The organism is Streptomyces sp. UG1 (assembly GCF_049974585.1).
In the GTDB taxonomy this organism is placed as follows: Bacteria; Actinomycetota; Actinomycetes; order Streptomycetales; family Streptomycetaceae; genus Streptomyces.
Window position 1 is genome coordinate 263,042 of the sequence record NZ_JBNGGG010000003.1, and the last position, 21,789, is coordinate 284,830.

A 21,789-nucleotide genomic window follows, 5' to 3' on the forward strand; every position below is an offset into this window, starting at 1 on the left:
TCGACAGGCCAAGCCTCCCCCACACAGGGATCCCCGGATCCCCGACAGGGACCTCCCATAAGGACCCACATGAAGTTCACCGACGGCTATTGGTTGTTGCGCGAGGGCGTCACCGCGGCCCACCCCGCCGAGGTCCTCGACGTCATCGAGCAGGACGGCGCCCTGGAGATCCACGCGCCGACCCGGCCCATCCGCTCACGGGGCGATCTGATGACGGGACCGGTCGTGACGATCAGGGCGCACACGCCGATGCCCGACGTCATCGGCCTGACCCTGACGCACTTCGCGGGAGGTGCTCCCCGCGGCCCCGAGTTCGAGCTGGCCGAGTCGGCGGGGACCGACCCGCGGATCTCGTACGGCGACGAGCACGTGACCCTCACCTCGGGCGCGCTGTCGGTCCGGTTCGCGCGCACCGGCCCCTGGCAGGTCGAGTTCCTCGCCGGCGGCCGCACCCTCACCTCCAGCGGCCCCAAGAGCATGGGCATCATGCGGGACGCGACCGGGGCGCACTATCTGCGCGAGCAACTGGGCCTGCGGGTCGGCACCTCCGTCTACGGCCTCGGCGAGCGCTTCGGCCCCCTGGTCAGAAACGGGCAGGTCGTCGACGTCTGGCAGTCCGACGGCGGCACCTGCAGCGAGCAGGCGTACAAGAACGTGCCGTTCTTCCTGACGGACGCGGGCTACGGCGTCTTCGTCGACCACCCGGGCAAGGTCTCCTTCGAGGTGGCCTCGGAGGTCGTGTCGCGGGCGCAGTTCAGCGCGGAGACCCAGGAGTTGACGTACTACGTCATCCACGGCCCGACCCCGAAGGACATCCTCCGCAAGTACACGGCCCTGACCGGCCGCCCCGCCCTGCCGCCCGCCTGGTCCTTCGGCCTGTGGCTGTCGACGTCCTTCACGACGTCGTACGACGAGGAGACGGTGACGTCCTTCGTGGACGGCATGCGGGAGCGCGAACTCCCTCTCTCCGTCTTCCACTTCGACTGCTTCTGGATGCGCGAGTTCCACTGGTGCGACTTCCTCTGGGACCCGCGGGTGTTCCCCGACCCGGAGGGGATGCTGGCCCGGCTGAAGGCGAAGGACCTGCGGGTGAGCGTCTGGATCAACCCCTACATCGCCCAGCGCTCACCGCTGTTCGCGGAGGGCAGGGCGCTGGGCCATCTGCTGAGACGGCCGGACGGCGGCGTCTGGCAGTGGGACATGTGGCAGCCCGGCATGGCCCTGGTCGACTTCACCTCCCCCGCAGCCCGCGACTGGTACGCGGCCAAGCTGGAGGCGCTGCTCGCCCAGGGCGTCGACTGCTTCAAGACCGACTTCGGCGAGCGGGTGCCGCTCGATGTGACCTGGTCCGACGGCTCCGACCCGGAGCGGATGCACAACTACTACACCTACCTCTACAACCGCACCGTCTTCGACGTCCTGCGCAAGCACCGCGGCGAGCAGGAGGCGGTGGTCTTCGCCCGCTCGGCGACCGCCGGGAGCCAGCGGTTCCCGGTGCACTGGGGCGGCGACTGCGAGGCGACGTACGAGTCGATGGCGGAGTCGCTGCGGGGCGGCCTGTCCCTGGGCCTGTCCGGTTTCGGGTACTGGAGCCATGACATCGGCGGCTTCGAGGGCACCCCGTCGCCGGCGCTCTTCAAACGATGGCTGGCCTTCGGCCTGCTGTCGTCCCACAGCCGGCTGCACGGATCGTCGTCGTACCGCGTCCCCTGGCTGTTCGACGAGGAGTCGGTGGACGTGGCCCGCCACTTCACCAGGCTGAAGCTGCGCCTGATGCCCTACCTGTACGAGGCGGCCCGCACCGCCCACACCGAGGGCCTGCCGATGATGCGGGCGATGGTGCTGGAGTTCCCGGACGACCCCGGGTGCGCGCAGCTGGAGCAGCAGTACATGCTCGGCCCCGACCTGCTGGTGGCGCCGGTCTTCAGCGACGAGGGGGACGTGACCTACTACGTCCCCGAGGGCACCTGGACCCACTACGTGACCGGACGGACGGTGACCGGCCCGCGCTGGGTGCGCGAGCGGCACGGCTTCCTCAGCGTGCCGCTGCTGGTCCGGCCGGGTGCGGTGATCCCGGTGGGCGCGGTGGCCGGCCGGCCCGACTACGACCATGCCGACGGGGTGACCCTGCGGGCGTTCGAGCTGGAGCCGGGCATGCGGCGGGTGGTGCGGGTCGGGGAGGTGGCCTTCACAGTCGTACGCGAAGGCGACACCCTGCGGGCCTCGTGCAGTGACCCGGCCGGGCCCTGGGGGCTGGCGGCGGGTGACCGGGAGGTGCGGGCGGAGGCCGGGACGGGGCTGCTGACATTGGAGCCGGCCTGATGGTGAGGATCACGGATGTCGCGCGGCATGCCGGGGTCTCCCCCAGCACGGTGTCGTACGCGCTGAGCGGCAAGCGCCCGATCTCCGAGGCGACCCGGCGCCGCGTCGAGGAGTCCATCCGCACCCTGGGCTACCGCCCGCACACCGGCGCCCACGCGTCGGCCGGCCGCAGGTCGAACGTGCTGGCGCTGGTGGTGCCGCTGCGGGCCGGCATCGACGTACCGGTGGCGACGCGGTTCGCGCAGTCGGTGGCGACCACCGCACGGCGCTACGACCATGACGTGCTGCTGCTGACCCAGGAGGAGGGCGAGGAGGGGCTGCGGCGGGTCACGCAGACGGGGCCGGCGGACGGGCTGATCGTGATGGACGTGCAGTGGCACGATCCGCGTCTGCCACTGCTGCGCGGCCTGGACCTGCCGTCGGTGCTGATCGGCTTCCCGGCGGATCCAGCCGATCTGACCTGCATCGACCTCGACTTCGAGGCGGCGGGCGAGCGGTGCGTGGAGCATCTGGCGCGGCTCGGGCACCGGGTGGTGGCGCTGGTGGGGTCGCCGCCGGAGGTGTACGTGCGGGGGACCGCTTTCGCGCAGAGGCTGGTGCAGGGGTTCACGGTGGCCGCCGATCGGGGGCGGCTCACCTCCGCCGTACATCCGTGCGAGGCATCACCCGCGGCGGCACGTGCCGTGGCTGAGCAACTGCTGCGGGATCAGCCGGCATTGACGGGGCTCGTGGTCCACAACGAGGCGATCCTGGAGCCCCTGATCGACGCCTTCGAGGAGCTGGGATTACGGGTGCCGGGCGACCTGTCGGTCACCGCGATCTGCCCGGATGAGCTGGCCGAGTCGGTGCGGGTGCCGGTGACGTCCGTCGCGCTGCCGGCCGCGGAGGTGGGTGCGCGGGCGGTGGAACTGCTGGTGAGGAAGCTGGGCGGGGAGGGGGTGCCGGGGGTGACTCTGCTGGCGCCGAGGATGACGGAGCGGGGGAGTACGGGGCAGCGGGCGGGGGCGTGAAGTGTGGGTGATCGTGGTGCCGGGTGAGGGGCTGGTGTGCTGTACTTGGGGCGAGGGCGGGTGCCGTGCTGGGCGCCGTTCGGAGACCCTGCTCCGAGAGGCATGCTTTTTCCCAGGCGGATGCCCAAGCTCAACAGGAGTGTGTCGGATGCCCCCAGGCCATGTGGGGACATACGGCTAGCTGCTGAGCCACCAGAGGAAGTGGGCCCCGCCCGGAGGGTGTACTCCGAGCGAGGCCCCGGCTTACCGGGTGTTTGTCGGATGTCCCCAGACCTTGTGGGGATATCCGACTACCTGGTAAACCACCAGAGCAGCCACCTCCTCGCGTGCTTCGCAGCCCGCTCCGGCAAAAGCCGGATCAGCCGCATGACGAGAGTCGGTTTCCGCTCCTCGTGACGGCACATGCTGGGGCGTCCTCCCTTCGACGTGAGGCGGCCTCTGCAAGGTCCCGGGGCACGCTCTCGTCGGGCCGGGCCCCGAGGGGACGGGACCCGGAGTGAAGGGAGGACGCACCCAGAGGGGTGCGTCACGTCGTCAGATACTACCGGTTCCTGTGCGCTTGCTGTGCGTAATCAGCAGATATCCGGCTTGCGCCAACTGCACTCGATGTCGGCGTCCGACGCCCCACCTCCACCCCCACGCACCGACACCGAACCGGCCCCCTCCGCAGTCGACTTGGCCAGCGTCACCACGATCGCGTCCTCCAACGGCTTCACCGACGAGGCCAGATAGTTGTTGAGGACGATGCCGTAGACGAGTTCACGTCCCCCGGCGTCCGTGACGTACCCGGACAGGGCCGAGGCCCCCGTCAACGACCCGGTCTTCGCACGGGCGTTGAGCGCGGCGGCCGTACCGCACATCCGCGAACGCAGCGTGCCCCCGACGAACCGGTCCGGGTCGCAGGCGACGGGCAGGGAGCGGTGCCAGTCGGCGTACCAGGGCTCGGAGCGCACGGCGAGGAGCAGCTTGACGAGCTGCCCGGCCGGGAAGTTGTCCATCCGGGAGAGCCCGGAGCCGTCGACCTGCCGTACCGTGCCGGTGTCGACGCCGATGCCCTTGAGGTAGCCGCCGATCGCGGCGAGCCCGGCGCCCCAGCTCCCCTCCCCCGAGACCTTGTGGCCCATGGCCTTGGTGAGGATCTCGGCGTGCATGTTGTTCGAAAGCTTCATGAACGGGACGAGCAGGTCCTTGAGGGGAATGGAGTCGTGCGAGGCCAACTGCCGTGCGGTGGCGGGCGTCCGGCCTCCCGGGCGGGTCGGGCCCGCGACCCGCACGCCGTGGTCCGCGAGCGCGTCCCGGAAGACGGCGGCGGCGTAGCCGGTGGGCTCCCACACGGTGGCCCACTCCTTGGCGCCGGCGCCGCCGACGGGGGTCGTACCGCTGACGACGATCGTGTTCGTGCCGTGCTCGCGCTCCACGGTGAGGTCGTTGGCCCCGCCGGCGGCGGCGGTCGTGGCAGTCACGTCGAGATCTACGTAGTCGGTGTCGGGTGTGACGGTCACGACGGGCCGGTCCCCCGCCGACTTCCCCGGGCGCACCGTCACGATCACCGTCCCGGTGTCGTAGTCGGTGTCCGGCGCCACGCTCAGCGCGCTGATCTGCGCGGAGTAGTAGGAGGACTCGTCGTCGGCGGCCCAGGAGCGGCCGAGGCGGCGGTCGTCGAAGCGGGTGTCGTCGGCGATCAGCCGCCCCTGCACGCGCCGGATCCCCGACGCGGCGAGGCGGGCGGCGAGCCGGTCGTAGTCGGCGGCGAGCAGGGTCGGATCCCCGGTGCCCCGCAGATACAGATCGCCGTGGAGCACGGAGCCGTACCGCCGCCCCGTTGCCAGCACATCGGTGCTGAACCGGTGGTCGGGGCCGAGGATCTCCATCGCGGCGGCCGAGGTGGCGAGCTTTGTGTTGGAGGCGGGCATCAGCCGGGTCGTCGGAAGGTGCTGGTAGAGGAGTTCACCGGTGCCGGCGTCCGCGATCACGACGCTCGCCACGCCGCCCTCCATCCGCGCGTCGCCCAGGATGGTGTCCACGGCTTCCGGCAGGCCGGAGGGGTCGGAGTCCGCTCCGGCCTGCGCGCCGGGGCCGAGGACGGCGGCGACGAGCGCCACGGCGACGGGCCAAATCCACAGTCTGCTGCGGGAGTTGAGGGCTCTCCCGGAGTTGCTCACGGGTCTGGTCATGCCTCAGCAGCATCCCGGACAACCTCTCCCGGCGACAGAGCGCCTGGGATCAGCCCAGCCCCCAGGCCCGCCTCATCCGGTACGCGGCGCACAGGTTCACATCGAGGATGTACGCCCCGGCACTCCCGCACTGCTCGCTCCCGCTCCCCGGGTCGACGGGCTGTCCGTGCCCCATGCCGGTGACGCTGTACGTCTCGACGATCACGCGTCCGCCCGCGTCCCGGAAGACCTGGTGCGGATGGCCGGCGACGCTGTCGCTCACGTCGGCCGTCTGGTCGGCGCCGTGCACATCGGTCCACGCCGCATCAGGTCGGTCATGTTGACGGGCTTCACGGTGTGGTCGGCGGTGCCCTGGAAGGCGACGAGCGTGGGCCAGGGGCCGGTGTGGCCGGGCCGGGCGGCGCGCACCCGGTCGCCCCACTGCTGCGGGGTCTGGGTGGCCCCGACGTACATGCACACATACGGCGACCAGGCGGCCTGCGCACACCCGTACGGCAGCCCCGCCACGATCCCGCCGGCGGCGAACTTCTCCGGATACGTCGCCATCATCACGGCCGTCATGCCGCCTCCGGCGGACAGCCCGGTGACATACACCCGCGAGGCGGCACCGGAGACGTCCGCGAGCTGCCGGTCCACCATCTGGGCGACGGACGCGGCCTCGCCCTGGCCCCGCGCGATGTCGCCGCTCTGGAACCAGTTGAAGCAGGACGAGGCGTTGTTGGCGCTCTGCTGCTGCGGGAGCACGACCGAGAAGCCCCAGCGGTCGGCGAGCTGGAGCCAGCCGGTGCCGGTGCCGTAGCCGGAGGCGTTCTGAGTGCAGCCGTGCAGGGCGACGACCACGGGGCGGCCGGCGGGCAGGCCGTCGGGGACGTAGCGGAACATGCGCAGGGCACCGGGGTTGGTCCCGAAGCCGGTGACCTCCTGGAGCGAGGCGGCGGTGGCTCGGCCCGGGGTGAGGAAGGCGGCGAGGAGGGCGACGAGGAGCGTCGCCAGGACGGGGATGCGTCGGCTTGCGGCTCTGGTCGGTGTCATGCGGAGGGACCGTAGAAGCGTGAACGGCCCGTCGATATGGGGTGGGACTACACAACGGCCGGGTCCGTCATGGTGGTTCAGTTCAGTGTTCGATTCAGCGAGGGGGCAGCGACCTCTCCGGACGGAACTGCCGCACGAACGTCCTCGGGTCCCGTACGACCTGCCACAGGCCGAGCGAGAGCAGCAGCACGCTGGTGGCGAAGCAGGCCCAGAACACGAACTGGGCGCCCGTGGCGAGGTGGTGCCTGTCGCCGCTCTCGTAGAGGCAGTACGCCTGCGGGGGAAACGCCTTGGAGACCCCGACCCCGCCGTAGTACATGGAGCACGGGTCCTCGCCGGGGTCCTTGGCGGTGTCGTCGGCCGTGACGACCATCAGCCAGGCCAGGGCCGCCGCCGGGACCGTGGCGAACACGGACATCTTCGTCCACAGCGGCAGGCGAGGGTGGCCGAGGAGCCCGTTCAGCGCGATCAGTACGACCACGAAGACCCCGGCGACGGCAAGGGCGGCGGACGGTTCGTCGAGCACCTCGCTCAGGAGCCAGATCACTCCGGCCACCGGGGGCGCGGTGAGGGTGACGACCTTGATGCCGGGCGCGACGCGCGGATGGACGAGCAGGTACAGCGCGGCGGCGCAGGCGAGGACGACGAGGATCCCGGTCACTGCTGTGGGGTGCCGGTGGCGGGGGCCCGGTAGGTGTCGTCCTTCTCCCACGGGCTGACGCCGAGCTTCCCCGTCGTACCGAGGTCGAGTTCCGGAACCACCATGACGGGGCGGGCACCCGGCTTCGCCCACACGCGGACGTACGGCGCGTTCACCGGGTCGCCGACGCCGAGTTCGGTGGTGTTGCGCCATGCCAGCTCGGCCTCCGCGGCTTCACCCGGACGCAGTACCACCGGTTGCGGGCTGCCGCTCCCGCCGACGCCGGTGCTGATCCGGTCGGTCCCCCGGAGGATCCGTACGTCGTCCACGGTGTCGTGGTCCTCGTCGTGGAGTTCCAGCTTCGGGTAACCGTCCAGCCGGTACGTCGCGGTACCGCAGTTGACCAGGTGCAGACCGACGACCCGCAGCCCCATCGCGGCGTTCCCCTCGTCGGCGTACAGATGCACCCCGGACTCGGGGCACGGCCCCGAGGCGGTGGAGGCCTCGGCGGTGGGAACGCTGCGCACCTCGACCACCTCGACGCTCGACACCTTGGGTGCCTGCACCGTCGTCTCCTTCATGACGACGGTGCTCTTGACGGTCCGTCCCGGCTCGATGGACCCGACGACCCGCTTCCCGTTGATGGCCGGGCCTCCGGCCGCCGAGCGGAAGCCGAGGGTCACCGTGTAAGTGGCGGCCTTGGTCTGCTGGTTGGTGACCTCGAACTCGGCGGTGTAGTCGGCCCCGGCGCAGCCGCTCTCCGGCCCCCAGGCGTACAGCGCGGTGATCTTCACGCCGTCGTCGACCCCGTCGTCGCCGGAGGGCGCGGGCACCGGGCTCGGCGTGCCGGAGGGGCCCGCGGTGGGTTCGGCGGACGGTGCGCCGCCGTACTGCGAGAAGTCCGAGGGGCACGGCTTCTCGGCCCGGACCCGGCCGTCGTCACCGCCCGGCGAGGCGCTCTGGGTACCGCACGCGGCGAGCAGCATCGCGCAGGCGAGGACGGTGGGGGCGGTGCGGGAGGCGGTAGACATTGGCCCACCTCATCAAGGGCCGATCAGGCGAGCTGTGGCGGAACCCACACCTCCGGTCACAGCAGTGTCACAGATCACTCCCGTCCCGACGGACGGTCGCGGCATGACAAAGGCCCCGCCGCCCGAAGGTGACGAGGCCTTGCCCACATGGGATGAGTGGAGATGGCGGGAATCGAACCCGCGTCCAACGGTGCGGAATCAGGGCTTCTCCGTGTGCAGTCCGCTGTGATTTTCTCGGCCCCGGCGATCACGCGAACAAGTCGCCGACGGGCCCAGTCACTGTTTGGTTTCCCTCTTCACCCCGTGACCGGGATCGAGGTTTAGTTCCCTAGCTGATGCCAGGATCCGGGTCGGGAACAGCCCCGGGCTGACACTTCGCAAGTCGCTACTTAGGCAGCGAGGGCGAAGGAATCGCGCTTGGTGTTGGCGATTATTTTTTGCGACATATGGTTTACGAGATCATTGCCGCTTCCTCGACACGCTTCCCCTGCTTCGACAGCCGCTGTCGAAACCGATCATCCCCATGTTCTGTTCTCAATGCTCACACCGGGTTCAACCGGTGTTGGTGCCATCCTACGTGACCAACGCGCGCCGATGCCACCGTATTCCCGCCGCCGGGCCCTAGCCCCGCTGGCGCCTGCGTGCCGCCGCGATCGCCCGGTCCGACTCCCGCCGGTCCTGCTTCTCCCGCAGGGTCTGGCGCTTGTCGTACTCCTTCTTGCCTCGCGCCAGCGCGATCTCCGCCTTGGCCCGACCGTCCTTGAAGTACAGGGCGAGCGGCACGATCGTGTGCCCCGTCTCCTGGGACTTGGCCTGGAGCTTGTCGATCTCCTCGCGGTGCAGCAGGAGCTTGCGCTTGCGGCGCGCGGAGTGGTTGGTCCAGCTCCCCTGGTGATACTCGGGGATGTGGGCGTTGTGCAGCCACGCCTCGCCTCCGTCGATCTGGACGAAGCCGTCGGTCAGCGAGGTCCGCCCCTCACGCAGCGACTTGACCTCGGTGCCCATGAGGACCAGCCCTGCCTCGTAGGTGTCGATGATCGCGTAGTCGTGCCGGGCCTTCTTGTTCTGGGCGACGATCTTGCGCTTGCCGCCCTTCTCGCCGTCCCTGGCCTTCGCGGCCGCCCCGCCCTTCTTGGGCTGGGACTCCTTCGGTACGTACATTCCCTTGCTCATAGTGCCGTCCATTTTCGCACTACGGAGGGGGTGCGCGGAAAGCCGATTAACGCGACCACTGAGTCGGCTTACGACTCCCCGAGCCCGCTGAGCACCGTCTCGGCCCGCTCCAGCACACCCCGGTCGGCGTCCAGGTCGGGGGTGATGCCCCGCCCGTCGACGGTCCGTCCGGAGGGGGTGCGGTAGTGGCCGACGGTCAGCTCGGCGACGGAGCCGTCGGGCAGCCGGCTGGGCATCTGGACCGAGCCCTTGCCGAAGGTGCGGGTGCCCACGACGACCGCGCGGCCGCGGTCCTGGAGGGCGCCGGTGAGCAGCTCGGCGGCGCTCATGGTGCCGCCGTCGACGACCGCGACCAGGGGTCTTCCGGTGTCGCCGCCGGTCTCGGCGTGCAGGGCGCGCTGGTCGCCGTCGACGTCGTAGGTGGCGACGAGGCCGCCGTCGAGGAAGGCGGAGGCGGCGGTGACGGCCTCGGCGACCAGTCCGCCGGCGTTGCCCCGCAGGTCCAGGACGATGCCGCCGGCGGCCGGGGCCCGGCGCACGGCGTCGCGGACCGCGTCGCCGGCGCCCTTGGTGAAGGAGGCGATCCGGATGACGGTGATGCCGCCGGCGAGTTCTCGAACAGTGACCGGGTCGATGGACAGCCGGGCGCGGCGCAGCGTGAGATCGTACGCGCGCGTGCCCCGCTCCAGGCCCAGCCTCACCCGCGTACCGGCGGGCGTGTCCAGCGTGTCGCCCCGTAGTAAGGAGACGACCTCGGTGACCGGGCGCCCGTCGACCTTCGTGCCGTCGACGCTGCGCAGCTTGTCGCCCACGCGGATCCCGGCGTCGGCCGCGGGCGACCCCGGCCGCACCTTCGTCACCTCGACATGGCCGTCCCGCTGGCGCCGCGCCCACAGCCCGACGCCGGTGTACACGCCGTCCAGGGCCTCCTCGAACTCCTCGTACTCGCCCTCGGAGTACACGGCGCCCCAGCGGTCCCCGCTGCGGCTGACCGCTCGTTCGGCGGCCTCCATGGGGGACTGGCCGGTGGCCATGGCCTCGGCGGCCGCGTCGGCGACGTCCTCGTGGTGGCCGGCGGTGGTGGCCGAACGGGCCGTGTCGGCCGCGGTTTTCCGGTCAGGGCCGGGCAGCGAGCCGGTCGCGGCACCGGCGACGAGCACGCTCGCGAAGACCAATGTCAAGGCGGCCCCGCGGCCGAAACGGCGGGGCTGACAGAACAGGTCACGGCCTGACATGCCGGTGAGTCTAGGACAACGCGAAGGGGCCGCACGGTGCCTTGCCCGTACGGCCCCCTTGGCGTTGGTCACACCTTCAGGTACTTGCGCAGCGCGAAGAACGCCGCCAACGCGGGCATCAGAAGGCTCGTGGCGAGGATGAGCGGCAGTTTCGTCAACACCGCGTCCCAGCCGACGAAGTTGATCAGATTCAGCTTCTGCGACAGGGCCAGGCCGTGGTCGATGATGAAGTACCGCGCGGTCACCAGGAAGCCACAGGCGACCGTGCCGCCGATGAGCCCGGCGACCGCGGCCTCCATGATGAACGGCGCCTGGATGTAGAAGCCGGAGGCGCCGACCAGCCGCATGATGCCGGTCTCACGCCGCCGGCTGAACGCGGACACCCGCACCGTGTTGACGATGAGCATCAGCGCGACGACGAGCATCAGCGCCATCACCGCCCGCGCGGCCCAGTTCATGCCGTTCAGCAGTCCGAAGAGGTTGTCCAGAATGCCCTTCTGGTCCTGCACGGACTGCACGCCGTCCCGCCCGTCGAAGGCGGTCGCGATGACCTGGTACTTCTCCGGGTCCTTCAGCTTGATCCGGTACGACTCCTGCATCTGGTCCGGCGTCAGCGAGGCGGCCAGCGGGGAGTCGCCGAACTGCTCCTTGTAGTGCTTGTACGCCTGGTCCTGCGACTCGTACGTGACCTTCTCGACGAGCCGCTCCTTGCCCTCCGACATCTTGTCCAGGTCGGCGAGGATCTGCTTCTTCTGGTCCTCGGTGACCGCGCCCTTGGCGCAGTTGGGGTCGGACTCGGCATCGCTCTTGTTGCAGAGGAAGACGGAGACGTTGACCTTGTCGTACCAGTAGCCCTTCATCGTGTTGACCTGGTCGCTCATCAGGAGCGACCCGCCGAACAGGGCGAGCGACAGGGCGACGGAGACGATGACGGCGAACGTCATCGTCAGGTTGCGGCGGAGACCGACACCGATCTCGGACAGTACGAACTGGGCGCGCATGGCGACTCTTTCAGGCCTTGAAGTGGGTCGGTCCGGGTCAGTGCTGGTAGCCGTAGACGCCGCGTGCCTGGTCGCGGACGAGGCGGCCCTTGTCCAGCTCGATGACGCGCTTGCGCATCTGGTCCACGATGTTCTGATCGTGCGTGGCCATCACGACCGTCGTGCCGGTCCGGTTGATCCGGTCGAGCAGCTTCATGATGCCGACGGAGGTCTGCGGGTCGAGGTTGCCGGTGGGCTCGTCGCAGATGAGCAGCTTGGGCCGGTTGACGAAGGCCCGCGCGATGGCGACGCGCTGCTGCTCACCACCGGACAGCTCACCGGGCATCCGGTCGTCCTTGCCGCCCAGCCCGACGAGGTCGAGCACCTGCGGCACGGACTTGCGGATCTCGCCGCGCGACTTGCCGATGACCTCCTGCGCGAAGGCGACGTTCTCGCCGACCGTCTTGTTCGGCAGCAGCCGGAAGTCCTGGAACACGGTCCCGAGCTGGCGGCGGATCTGCGGCACCTTCCAGTTGGAGATGCGCGCGAGGTCCTTGCCCAGGACGTGCACCTGGCCGTGGCTGCAACGCTCCTCGCGGAGGATCAGCCGCAGGAAGGTGGACTTTCCGGAGCCGGAGGACCCCACGAGGAACACGAACTCGCCCTTCTCCACTTCCAGGGACACATCCCTGAGTGCGGGGCGGGTCTGCTTGGGGTAGACCTTGGAGACGTTGTCGAATCGGATCACGGATGCACCACGGGTCGCCGGGGGTAGATGAGCGTGACCATACGCGAACCGGGGGTGGGGGCGCAGTCGCCGGATGGGGTTGCGTAGAGCTTGTGCGCTTTTGTGCCGGGTCGGGTGCCCCCCGTTCCCGGAGCGCCCGCGCCCTTTCCCCGGGAAGCTGGCACAGTGGAGTGGGGAACGTTTGCAGCCCTGCGAGCGTTGATGACAAGGAACCGGCGGCTTAGGAGGGCGAGCGCATGACGTACGACCGGCTGGTGTGCGCGAACTGTGCCGCGCCCGTGAGTGAGGGCCGCTGCCCCGTGTGCCGGGCGAACCGTGAGCGGCTGCAGCAGGAGAACCCGTTGGCGGGCCTGAACCCGATGACGCTGATCGCCCTGCTGGCGGTGCTGATCGCGGCGGTGGCGCTGCTGGCGCACCAGACCGTATAGAGATCGTATGGGGCACCGCGCCGACCGTACGCGGACATGACGAGGGGCCCGGAGCGAAGCACGCTCCGGGCCCCTCGGCCGTACGACCTACCGCATGTACGACCTACCGCACGAGGCCGGTCACACGGCGTGACGATCGGCTACCGTCAGGCAGCCGCACCGCCGCGGCCGCCCACGAGGCGCGGCAGGATGCGGAAGCCGATACCGCCGGCGATCATCGTGGCGGCGCCGACCAGCAGGAACGTGGTCTCAGCGGCACCCGTCTCGGCCAGCTCGTCGCCGCCGCCCTGGGCGGCGGAGTTGGCGCCGGTACCCGTGCCGGTGCCGCTGCCGACGCTGTCGGTGCTGGTGTCGGCCAGGCCGCTGGAGCCCTGCTCCTGGGTGGAGGTGCCACCGTCGGGGTCGGTGTTGTTGTTGCCGCCGCCGTTGTTGCCGTTGCCGTTCCCGTTACCGTTCCCGTTGCCCGGGTCGGTCGGGTCGGTGGTCGGGTCCTCGGTGGGGTTCGGGTCCTCGGTCGGGATCGGGTCCTCGGTCGGGATCGGGTCCTCGGTCGGGATCGGGTCCTCGGTCGGAATGCCCTCCGTCGGGATCGGGTTCTCCGGCTCCGGGTCGGGCGCCGGCGGGGTGGTCGGGTCAGAGCAGTTACCCAGGATGCCGAGGATGCAGCCTTCGCCCTCGCCCGGCTCCCCGTCCGCGGCAGAAGCGGCACCCGCAGCGGTCAGCGAGGCACCGGCCGCGATCACGGCACCGGCCGCGAGGCGCGCGATACGGATCCGCGTCTTCTTAGTCATGTGGTTGCTACCCCCAGTAGCTGATCGTCAATGAGGCGGCGCTCGGGAGCCGTGATCGACGGGGTTAGCAGAACTCAAGCCCCCCGGTTCACATGCGCCCCAGAGATACGCATGCCACGCTTTACCCTTCCCATTTTTCAAAGACACGTCAAGGCCGTTTGCGACAGCCATGTCCGAATACGGGAACTATGCCGGGAGTTGGACCCTGTGAGTGTGATGTAAAACCCAGACATGCAGGTACAGACAAGGCAACTGCCGCCGGGTTGGCGGCAGTTGCCTTGTCGACAAAGTTACTTCTCTTGCTGCTTGCGCCAGCGAATTCCGGCCTCGAGGAAACCGTCGATCTCACCGTTGAACACGGACTCGGGGTTGCCGACCTCGAACTCGGTCCGCAGATCCTTGACCATCTGGTACGGGTGCAGCACGTACGACCGCATCTGGTTGCCCCAGGAGTTGCCGCCGTCGCCCTTGAGGGCGTCCATCTTGGCCTGCTCCTCCTGGCGACGCCGCTCGAGCAGCTTGGCCTGGAGGACGTTCATCGCGGTGGCCTTGTTCTGGATCTGCGACCGCTCGTTCTGGCAGGAGACGACGATGCCGGTGGGGATGTGGGTGATCCGCACGGCGGAGTCGGTGGTGTTGACGCCCTGCCCGCCGGGCCCGGAGGACCGGTAGACGTCGATGCGCAGATCACTCTCGTCGATCTCGACATGGTCGGACTGCTCGACGACGGGAAGCACTTCCACACCCGCGAAGGAGGTCTGGCGGCGCCCCTGGTTGTCGAAGGGCGAGATCCGCACGAGCCGGTGCGTGCCCTGCTCGACGGAGAGGGTCCCGTAGGCGTACGGCGCCTGCACGGCGAAGGTGGTCGACTTGATGCCGGCCTCTTCGGCGTACGACGTCTCGTAGACCTCGGTCTTGAATCCGCGCTGCTCGGCCCAGCGCAGGTACATCCGCTGGAGCTTCTCGGCGAAGTCGGCGGCGTCGACGCCGCCGGCCTCGGCGCGGATGTTGACGACCGCCTCGCGGGCGTCGTACTCCCCGCTGAGCAGCGTGCGGACCTCCATCTCGTCCAGCGCCTTGCGGACGGCGGCGAGCTCGGACTCGGCCTCGGCGCGGGTGTCCGGGTCGTCCTCCTCCTCGGCCATCTCGAAGAGCACGGCGAGATCGTCGATCCGGCCGCGCAGGGCGTCGGCCTTCCGCACCTCGGCCTGCAGATGGCTCAGCTTGCTGGTGATCTTCTGCGCCTCGTCCGGGTTGTCCCACAGGGACGGCGCGGCCGCCTGCTCCTCGAGCACGGCGATGTCTGCCCTCAGCTTGTCGAGGTCCAGAACGGCCTCGATCGACTCCATGGTCGAGGAGAGGGACTTGAGCTCTTCGGATACATCGACGACTGCCACGCCTCCAGCGTAACGGCTACGGCAAGCGGTGCGGCGCGGTCACTCTCCGTGATGCGACACAAACGCCAGCCAGGCCGACCGACTGACGACGAGCACCGGCCCGTCAGGGTTCTTGCTGTCGCGGACGGGGACGGCGGCGGGGATGGCGGGGGCTATTTCGATGCAGTTGCCGCCGTCGTTGTCGCTGTAGCTGCTTTTGATCCAGATCGCCGCGCTCAGCTCGTGCCTGTTCATGATCGTGGGCGTACCCTTCCATCGTCTCGCCGATCAGAGCGGCAGATTTCGGGGCGGACAGCGCGTCGGCCCTGAGCACATCATAGGTTCGGTTGTGCCGCGCGTAGACCTCCGGATCGTTGTTGAAGTGGGCACGGCTCAGCGACTCCGAGTAGACCCAACGCTCCCCGTCGGGCAACGTGATCAACGACATGGATGACGTGGGGCGGATGATGCCGTAGAGGTCGGCCGGGACAACCTGAACGCGAATGTTGGAGCACTTGCCGACCCTCAGCAAGTGCGCGCACTGGTCGCGCATCACGGCTGGGCTCCCCACCACACGACGCAGGCAACTCTCGTCCAGCACGGCGACATACACGGGACCGTCATCGGCGAGGAAGCGCCCCTGTCGGCTGAGTCGAGCCCGCACCCGCTCCTCGACCTCGTCACCCTTGACGGTCTGGGACAGCAGGGCGCGCGCGTAGTCCGGCGTCTGCAACAAGCCCGGGATGACCATGACTTGGTACTCGTAGAGCTGGACGGCCTTCGCATCCATCTGGGCCCTGCGCTCGAACCAGTCCGGATGCTCCACCTCCGGATACCAGTCGATACGCCCCCACAACCGCAGCAGCACCCCACCCGTCCCCAGCAACTCATCGCACGTCTTCGCGAACGTGTCCTGCGGCACCCGCGTGCCCGCCTCGATACGCGCGACATGGGACCGGTCGCACGGGATCTGGGCCGCCAGCGCTCCCTGCGTGAGACCCGCGGCCTCACGAAAGTGCTTCAGCACCTCGCCGAACACGGCCGCCGTAGTGACCCCGGTGCTCCCTTCGGCATTGCGTCGGCTCATGGCTTCCCCCTGTGACAGTGAATCAGTGACACGCGTTTGCCGTTGTGACCGGCCGTTCCCCTGAGCAACGCTCAATGCACACAGAGTAGTTGGCGATGTGCGGAGCGAGCATGGAAACGACGGCTTTCGAGCCCGGGATGCCGGTCTACGACCCGGCGACGAAAAAGGTCGGGGAGTACCAGGGCAAGGCGGGCCCGTACGCGATGCTGCGCCCGATGGGCGGCGGCCGGGAGTGGGAGGCCGACCCGGCGCTGATCCGCCCGGCCACGCAGGAGGAGCGGATCGGGGCCGGGGTGCGCGCCGCCAACCGCCGTACGAAGCGGAGGGTGTGACGTGCGTCAGGACGACAGCCCCGGTGACTTCGGCCGCCCACCCGCCACCGTCCCCGACTGCGAGACGTGCGCGGAACTCGCCGTGCAACGTGACGAGGCCCGAGCCCGGCACGACGGCAGTGCGGAGACCGACGCGAATGTGCTGCTGCGCCGGCATCAACGGCGTGAGCATGGCACCACCCGAACCCGACGGACCTTCCGCTACGTGCCGTACTCAATCGTGCAGGACGCGACGGCGATGCCGGAGTACGAGGCACGGTGCGTGTCCGGGGACGAGGAGGAGTGCGGAGCAGAGTCGGGCCTGCGGCTCGACCCCACGGAGGTGGAGGAGTGGCAGCGCAGGCACACGCAGGAGACACGGCACCTGCGCTACCGCCGCTCCTTCGGGGACTACGCGGTACTGGAGCCGACCCAGCCTGGCGTCAGACACCCACAACCGCAGCCGTAATTCCGCATACCGGGTCTCCGAAGTTGAGCGGTGGCCCAGTCATGAGCGAGTGGCCGCTTTGGGTCACCGGCAACGCCAGTCCCGCCTGTCCACGGCCGTTGAAGCCGACCCAAACGGGCCAATTGCCGATCCGCGCGAAGGGCGAAGCCCCACGGCTGTCGGCTCGCGCACCGCTCGACTTCGAAGGCTCCGGATACCACAACGCCAAGCGTGCGGAAATCAGCGATCCAGGAGACCAGGACACAACTGCGGCCGTCGACGGTGATGCCGCCATGAACGCGTCCGGCTGCCGATCTGGACCACGTTTCGGGCGTTCCGGATGACGGTCCCGCCTCGAAGGGCTACCCCGCCGAGATCTCCTCCCACACCCCAGTCAGTCACTCCACCCGACTCATCGTGCTGTGACAAGCAAGAGGGCGCTTTCATTCAGCTCCCGGTGCCGCTCCCTCCTTCTCCGTCGTCCGCCAGCGTGTCGATGTCGACGGTGTCCGCGGCTTGCGGGACCGCGATGGTCACCGGCTGGTTGACGCCGAGGAAGGTGGTGGTCAGGTCAAACGGTTCGCCGGGGCTGCCACCCCGTCGGTTGTGGGTCTCTCCTCGCACGCGGAACTGCTTGATGTGGTCGTCGTGGTCGATCCACAGGTCCATGGTGAGTACGTCATCGACGTTGAGCCCCAAGAACTGATCAAGGCTCTCGACCTGACGCTCTTGGGTCGCCTTGTCCGCGGCAGCGTCACGGGCGGCACGCAGGCCGCCACTCGTGACCGTTCCTCTGTAGTGCGTGGTTGGAGTGCCATCGATCGGCTCAGTCCCGATCTTCCGCACTTCCTTGGAGCCGGTCAGGATCGTGGCCTGCACGACCGGGCTTCCCTCGATCTGGCGCGGCAGTATGCCGTAGGAGTTGTTGTCCACCGCACCACGGCCCCACACGGCCGGGGCGGCCCTGACCCGGGAGCCGACATACATCACCCCATCAACGAATCGGATCTCCGTCCGACCGTCTTCGCCCTGGCCGGTCGGGGTCATTTTCATACTCATGGCCAGCGGTTCCGTAGTCATGGATGCTTCGCCCCTCAGCCGGCCCACCTCCGGCACAGTGCCGACGACCCGGTAGCGGAGGGACGTGACGCGCTCCGAGTTCTTCGCCGCCTTCTCCACTGCCGCTGCGGGCAGCATTCTCGACGAGTGCTCCGTCGCCGAATTCACGGCACTACCCACGGGACCCTCGCCACACGCAGCAGCAGAAGACAGAGCCACCATGGCGACCACCGCCATGCGGATTGCCGCCCACTGTTTCCTCACCTATCCCCTCCAAGTGGCAATCACAAAGCGGCCTTGTCAGGCTTCAGGTCATCTCCGGCCTCATCCTCGAAGACGATCCAGGGGCCCCAGGAACTTCGCCACTAGAGCGGAAGCCCACCGCCGCCGCCTTCGGTGCCACCCTCCCGCCACCGCGGACCTCCAGGGCGGCATCCGGTGCCGGCATCGACCCCAGTGTGAACACAACCGCCAGCACGACGCCGAGGACCTCACCCAGGAGGTCTTCGTCCGCGTCTTCTGTCCACGCCGCCAGCGCGGTGGGTACGGCAACGCGGGCGGTCGCCCCCGTTACGGCTGCTCCGCCGGAGCCGAGTTGTTCGTGTCCCCCGGGTTCGCCCCGGCACCGTCCCCCGAAGTCGCCAGCCACGTGCCCACCCCGGCCACGGCCGCCAGCGCCACCGCCGCCACCCCCAGCGCCACCCGTCGCCGCCGAGCCACCGCCCGATGCCGCGCCGACCCCGGCCGCGGCGCGCCCGCCGGCCTCGGCACCCGAGCCGTACCCCGCGCACCCCCGGCCAGCTCATCGGGCCCCGGCACCCTCATCGACGTATGCGTGTCCCGGTTGGAGTCGGCCGGCTTGGCGCCCGGTACGAGCGGTACCGCGCCGCGCCGCCGCACCCGCTCCCCCACCGGCGCCGCCTCCTCGGCGGCCGGAGCCTCGTCCTGCGCCGACTCCGCCTCCGGCTCGTCCACGTCCAGCGGCGGCATCCCGGCGACCAGCGGCAGCAGTTCCCGCAGCCGCGCCCCGAGCTCCGAGGCCCGCAGCCGTGAGGCCGGCGCCTTCGCCAGGCACTGCACGATGAGCTGCCACAGCTCGTCGGGGATACCGGGCAGCGGGGCAACCGTCTCCGTGACGTGACGGCGTAGCACGGCACCGGGGTGCCCGCCGCCGAACGGCGTGAAGCCGGCCAGCAGCTCGTACAGGACCGTCGCCAGGGCGTAGATATCGACCGCCGCCCGAGGGGGCAGGCCCTCCACGATCTCCGGCGCGAGGTAGTCCGGCGTCCCGATGATCTTCGTGGCACGGGTACGGCGCGGTGAGTCGATGAGTTTCGCCACACCGAAGTCCGTCAGGAGGGCCGGGTGCGAGCCGCCCGGGCCCAGCGGGCCCTGCATGTCCAGCAGTACGTTCTCCGGCTTGACGTCCCGGTGCACGACCCCGGCCGCGTGCGCCGCCGCCAGCCCGTCGGCGACGTCCGCGACGATCGCCACCGCCGCCTCGGGCGCGAGCCGCCGGTCGCGGTCCAGGCGGGTGCGCAGGTCCGTGCCCCGGACCAGGTCCATGACGAGCGCGAGGTCGTTGCCGTCGACGACCAGGTCGCGCACGGAGACCACGTTCGGGTGCTCCAGGCCGAGCAGCGCCGTGCGCTCCTGCACGAAGCGTCCGACGAGCTCCTGGTCGGACGCGAGATCCTCGCGCAGCAGCTTGATGGCGACGGGCCCCTCGGGCCCCTCACCCAGCCACACCGTGCCGGCGCTGCCCCGCCCCAGGATCTGGTTGGCGGTGTACCGGCTGCCGATCTTCCGTGCCAAGACTGCTCCCACTGCCGCGTGTTGTCGCTAAAACTACGCGTTCGAGGAGCCAACCTTCACCGTCGAGGCGGAAATCACCCGCCAGGTGTCGACAAATAACCAAACTGGCGCCCGGCTCAGCCGGAGCTTCCGCCCAGGTCCTCGATGAACCCCGTCACGGAGCCGAACCAATCGCTGAGCTGCTGCCAGTAGCTCTTGCCCGTGCCGATCCACTCCTGCAACGGGCTCAGCTCCCAGACCAGCCAGCCCGCGACGAACAGGATGACGATCGTGAAGAGGCAGCCTTTGAGGCAGCCGAGCCCGGGGATCCGCATCGGGTTGGCGCTGCGCTGACGGGGTTGACGCGGCTCGCGCTGGGGCCGCTGCGGCTCCGGCGTGGGCGGCGGCGCGTACCGCTGCGGCTGCGGCTGAGGCCGCTGCTGGGGCTGCTGCGGTGGGGCGTACTGCTGTGGCTGTTGCTGCGCCGGGTAGCCGTACCCGGGCTGCTGACGCTGCGGCGGCCGCTGTTGGGGCTGCTGCTGCGGGCGGGCGACCTGGCGCTGGGGGCGGCGGCGCAGCGGGTCCTGGCTGGGGTCGAGGTACTGGACCTGCGTCTGCTCGTTGCGGTCCCGGGCGGCGCGGAGCTGGTTCTGCCAAGGGTGCGGGTCCTCGGGGCCCGGCTGACCGGAATGACCGGGTTGACCGGGCTGGCCCTGCGGCATCGGCGGCATGACGGACGTCGGGTCGCCGGCTCCGGGCCCGCCCGGACCGCCCGTGTTCGGCAGTACGGCCGTGGGGTCCGCGGCGCCCGCCGGGCCGGGGGCGCCGGTGTGCGGCAGGACGCTGGTGGCGGCGTTCGGGTCGAACGAGCCCGCGCCGTGCGGCAGCACCTGGGTGGGGTCGGCCGAACCCGGCACAGTGGCCGGCGCGGGGTCGGGGGCGAGCAGCGCGGCGACGCTCTCGGCCGCGGCGATCTGCGCGGAGTTCGCGTGCACGCCGATGCCCTCGGCGACGACGCGCAGCCCGCGCGCGAGGTTCTCGGCGCTGGGCCGTTCGTCGGGGTTCTTGCGCAGGCAGCGTTCTATGACCGTCCACAGCGGGTCGGGAACCGTGGACGGGCGGCGCGGCTCGGCGCTCAGGTGCTGGTGCAGGACCTCCAGGGCGGAGCCGCCGCCGAACGGGGGACGGCCGGTGACCAGCTCGTACAGCAGGATGCCGGCGCCGTAGATGTCGACGGCGGAGGTCTGCGGGCGGCCCTCGGCGGACTCGGGCGCGACGTACGCCGGCGTGCCGACGAACTCGTGGGTGCGGGTCAGGCCCGGGGAGTCAGCGAGGCGGGCGATGCCGAAGTCGGTCAGCAGGGGGTGCATCTGGCCGCCGTTCTGCTGGAGCAGGACGTTGGCGGGCTTCAGGTCGCGGTGGACGACGCCGTCGGCGTGGCTCGCGGCGAGGGCGTCGGCGATCTGCGCGGTCAGCAGGGCCGCGGCGACCGGGGTGAACGGGCCGTTCTCGCGCAGGTAGCGGTGCAGGTCGGGGCCCTCGACGAGGTCCATGACCAGAGCCAGCAGCTCGCCCTCGACGACCAGGTCACGGACCCGGACGATGTTGGGGTGGGTCAGCCGCAGCAGGACGGACCGTTCGCGCAGGAACCGCATGACGATGTCCGCGTCACTGGCCAGCTCCTCCTTGAGGACCTTGATCGCGACCGTCTCGCCGGGCTGCCCCGGCACGGCCGCCTCGGCGCCCGCGGTCTCCCGCTGGCGGGCCCGCCAGACGGTCCCCGTGGCACCACGACCGAGCGGCTCCTCGAGGATGTACTTGCTGCCTACCGGCCGCACGTCGCGCTCCCTGCTGCTTGCCTACGTTCCGACCCACTGTAGTGCCGTGCCCCCTGGCACCGACCTGTCGTCATTCTGTGCGTCTTACGTACGGCTCCCCGTACATGTTCGAAGGAAAGACGCTCGGCTCTGTCTTGTGGTTGCCGCAAGTGGACGTGAGCGATCTCAAGTGATCGTCGGCAGTCCACTTGTCAGGCACTTTTGCGGGCAGAGCCGACCAATCAAGATCACTTGCCTTCGGGCGGGGGGCGCGTTGTCAGTGGCAGGTGCGAGGATGCGTGCAGTGCGTGGAGTACGTGGAGTACTGGCCGA

Annotated in this window: 21 protein-coding genes and 1 other RNA gene; 5 read left to right on the plus strand and 17 right to left on the minus strand. The window is 69.9% G+C overall.

The window, feature by feature from the left end; all coding sequences use genetic code 11:
• Positions 1-69 precede the first annotated feature (69 nt).
• Positions 70-2,322, plus strand: coding sequence for an alpha-xylosidase (gene yicI / locus ACP4J3_RS05105; RefSeq protein WP_426530809.1), 2,253 nt, complete (start codon positions 70-72; stop codon positions 2,320-2,322).
• Positions 2,322-3,332: a LacI family DNA-binding transcriptional regulator gene (locus ACP4J3_RS05110; RefSeq protein ID WP_426530811.1), complete on the plus strand. Its 1,011-nt coding sequence runs from the start codon at positions 2,322-2,324 to the stop codon at positions 3,330-3,332. Before yicI ends, ACP4J3_RS05110 begins: the two co-directional genes overlap by 1 nt.
• A 572-nt stretch (positions 3,333-3,904) precedes the next feature.
• Here the strand turns inward: ACP4J3_RS05110 and dacB are convergent.
• From dacB to ftsE, 10 genes are all read right to left on the minus strand, one after another.
• Complete coding sequence (dacB, locus tag ACP4J3_RS05115) at positions 3,905-5,506, minus strand: D-alanyl-D-alanine carboxypeptidase/D-alanyl-D-alanine endopeptidase (RefSeq protein ID WP_426530813.1); 1,602 nt, start codon at positions 5,504-5,506, stop codon at positions 3,905-3,907.
• A 49-nt stretch (positions 5,507-5,555) separates the two neighbouring features.
• On the minus strand, positions 5,556-5,768 hold the full coding sequence (locus ACP4J3_RS05120; protein WP_426530815.1) for a hypothetical protein: 213 nt from the start codon (positions 5,766-5,768) through the stop codon (positions 5,556-5,558).
• The gene (locus tag ACP4J3_RS05125) at positions 5,765-6,538 is read right to left on the minus strand and encodes an extracellular catalytic domain type 1 short-chain-length polyhydroxyalkanoate depolymerase (RefSeq protein ID WP_426530817.1); all 774 of its coding nucleotides are present in this window, start codon (positions 6,536-6,538) and stop codon (positions 5,765-5,767) included. The genes ACP4J3_RS05120 and ACP4J3_RS05125 overlap by 4 nt, the downstream gene beginning before the upstream one ends.
• Positions 6,539-6,632: 94 nt before the next feature.
• Positions 6,633-7,199, minus strand: coding sequence for a hypothetical protein (locus ACP4J3_RS05130; RefSeq protein ID WP_426530819.1), 567 nt, complete (start codon positions 7,197-7,199; stop codon positions 6,633-6,635).
• Positions 7,196-8,209 (minus strand): DUF4232 domain-containing protein, encoded by a 1,014-nt coding sequence (locus ACP4J3_RS05135; RefSeq protein ID WP_426530821.1) that lies wholly within the window; start codon positions 8,207-8,209, stop codon positions 7,196-7,198. The genes ACP4J3_RS05130 and ACP4J3_RS05135 overlap by 4 nt, the downstream gene beginning before the upstream one ends.
• 154 nt (positions 8,210-8,363) lie before the next feature.
• Positions 8,364-8,732: a transfer-messenger RNA gene (gene ssrA, locus ACP4J3_RS05140) on the minus strand.
• 98 nt (positions 8,733-8,830) lie between these two features.
• On the minus strand, positions 8,831-9,370 hold the full coding sequence (gene smpB, locus ACP4J3_RS05145) for an SsrA-binding protein SmpB (protein WP_426530927.1): 540 nt from the start codon (positions 9,368-9,370) through the stop codon (positions 8,831-8,833).
• Positions 9,371-9,450: 80 nt separating this feature from the next.
• On the minus strand, positions 9,451-10,617 hold the full coding sequence (locus ACP4J3_RS05150; RefSeq protein WP_426530823.1) for a S41 family peptidase: 1,167 nt from the start codon (positions 10,615-10,617) through the stop codon (positions 9,451-9,453).
• A 68-nt stretch (positions 10,618-10,685) separates the two neighbouring features.
• A complete protein-coding gene (gene ftsX, locus ACP4J3_RS05155) occupies positions 10,686-11,618 on the minus strand; it encodes a permease-like cell division protein FtsX (protein ID WP_426530825.1) in 933 nt (310 codons plus the stop codon).
• Positions 11,619-11,655: 37 nt separating this feature from the next.
• The gene (gene ftsE, locus ACP4J3_RS05160) at positions 11,656-12,345 is read right to left on the minus strand and encodes a cell division ATP-binding protein FtsE (protein ID WP_426530827.1); all 690 of its coding nucleotides are present in this window, start codon (positions 12,343-12,345) and stop codon (positions 11,656-11,658) included.
• Positions 12,346-12,581: 236 nt separating this feature from the next.
• Here ftsE and ACP4J3_RS05165 point away from each other — a divergent pair, with 236 nt between their 5' ends.
• A complete protein-coding gene (locus tag ACP4J3_RS05165; RefSeq protein ID WP_426530829.1) occupies positions 12,582-12,773 on the plus strand; it encodes a hypothetical protein in 192 nt (63 codons plus the stop codon).
• A 146-nt stretch (positions 12,774-12,919) separates the two neighbouring features.
• Here the strand turns inward: ACP4J3_RS05165 and ACP4J3_RS05170 are convergent, their stop codons facing one another.
• From ACP4J3_RS05170 to ACP4J3_RS05185, 4 genes are all read right to left on the minus strand, one after another.
• Positions 12,920-13,564 carry a hypothetical protein gene (locus ACP4J3_RS05170; RefSeq protein ID WP_426530831.1) on the minus strand — a complete coding sequence of 215 codons (645 nt, stop codon included), beginning with the start codon at positions 13,562-13,564 and terminating at the stop codon, positions 12,920-12,922.
• Between the two features lie 290 nt (positions 13,565-13,854).
• A complete protein-coding gene (gene prfB, locus ACP4J3_RS05175; RefSeq protein ID WP_426530833.1) occupies positions 13,855-14,961 on the minus strand; it encodes a peptide chain release factor 2 in 1,107 nt (368 codons plus the stop codon).
• Between the two features lie 39 nt (positions 14,962-15,000).
• A complete protein-coding gene (locus ACP4J3_RS05180) occupies positions 15,001-15,123 on the minus strand; it encodes a DUF397 domain-containing protein (protein ID WP_426530929.1) in 123 nt (40 codons plus the stop codon).
• Positions 15,065-16,027, minus strand: coding sequence for a helix-turn-helix domain-containing protein (locus tag ACP4J3_RS05185; RefSeq protein WP_426530835.1), 963 nt, complete (start codon positions 16,025-16,027; stop codon positions 15,065-15,067). The genes ACP4J3_RS05180 and ACP4J3_RS05185 overlap by 59 nt, the downstream gene beginning before the upstream one ends.
• Before the next feature lie 110 nt (positions 16,028-16,137).
• Between ACP4J3_RS05185 and ACP4J3_RS05190 the strand changes: the two genes are divergently transcribed.
• Together ACP4J3_RS05190 and ACP4J3_RS05195 are read left to right on the plus strand one after the other, a co-directional pair.
• Positions 16,138-16,359 carry a hypothetical protein gene (locus ACP4J3_RS05190; RefSeq protein WP_426530837.1) on the plus strand — a complete coding sequence of 74 codons (222 nt, stop codon included), beginning with the start codon at positions 16,138-16,140 and terminating at the stop codon, positions 16,357-16,359.
• A 1-nt stretch (position 16,360) separates the two neighbouring features.
• The gene (locus tag ACP4J3_RS05195; RefSeq protein ID WP_426530839.1) at positions 16,361-16,807 is read left to right on the plus strand and encodes a hypothetical protein; all 447 of its coding nucleotides are present in this window, start codon (positions 16,361-16,363) and stop codon (positions 16,805-16,807) included.
• Positions 16,808-17,233: 426 nt separating this feature from the next.
• Here ACP4J3_RS05195 and ACP4J3_RS05200 read toward each other — a convergent pair whose 3' ends face one another.
• The 3 genes from ACP4J3_RS05200 to ACP4J3_RS05210 all read right to left on the minus strand — a co-directional run bounded on the left by ACP4J3_RS05200 (position 17,234) and on the right by ACP4J3_RS05210 (position 21,477).
• Positions 17,234-17,983 (minus strand): hypothetical protein, encoded by a 750-nt coding sequence (locus ACP4J3_RS05200; RefSeq protein ID WP_426530841.1) that lies wholly within the window; start codon positions 17,981-17,983, stop codon positions 17,234-17,236.
• Between the two features lie 432 nt (positions 17,984-18,415).
• A complete protein-coding gene (locus ACP4J3_RS05205; RefSeq protein WP_426530843.1) occupies positions 18,416-19,660 on the minus strand; it encodes a serine/threonine-protein kinase in 1,245 nt (414 codons plus the stop codon).
• A 116-nt stretch (positions 19,661-19,776) separates the two neighbouring features.
• Complete coding sequence (locus ACP4J3_RS05210; protein WP_426530845.1) at positions 19,777-21,477, minus strand: serine/threonine-protein kinase; 1,701 nt, start codon at positions 21,475-21,477, stop codon at positions 19,777-19,779.
• Between the last annotated feature and the right edge of the window lie 312 nt (positions 21,478-21,789).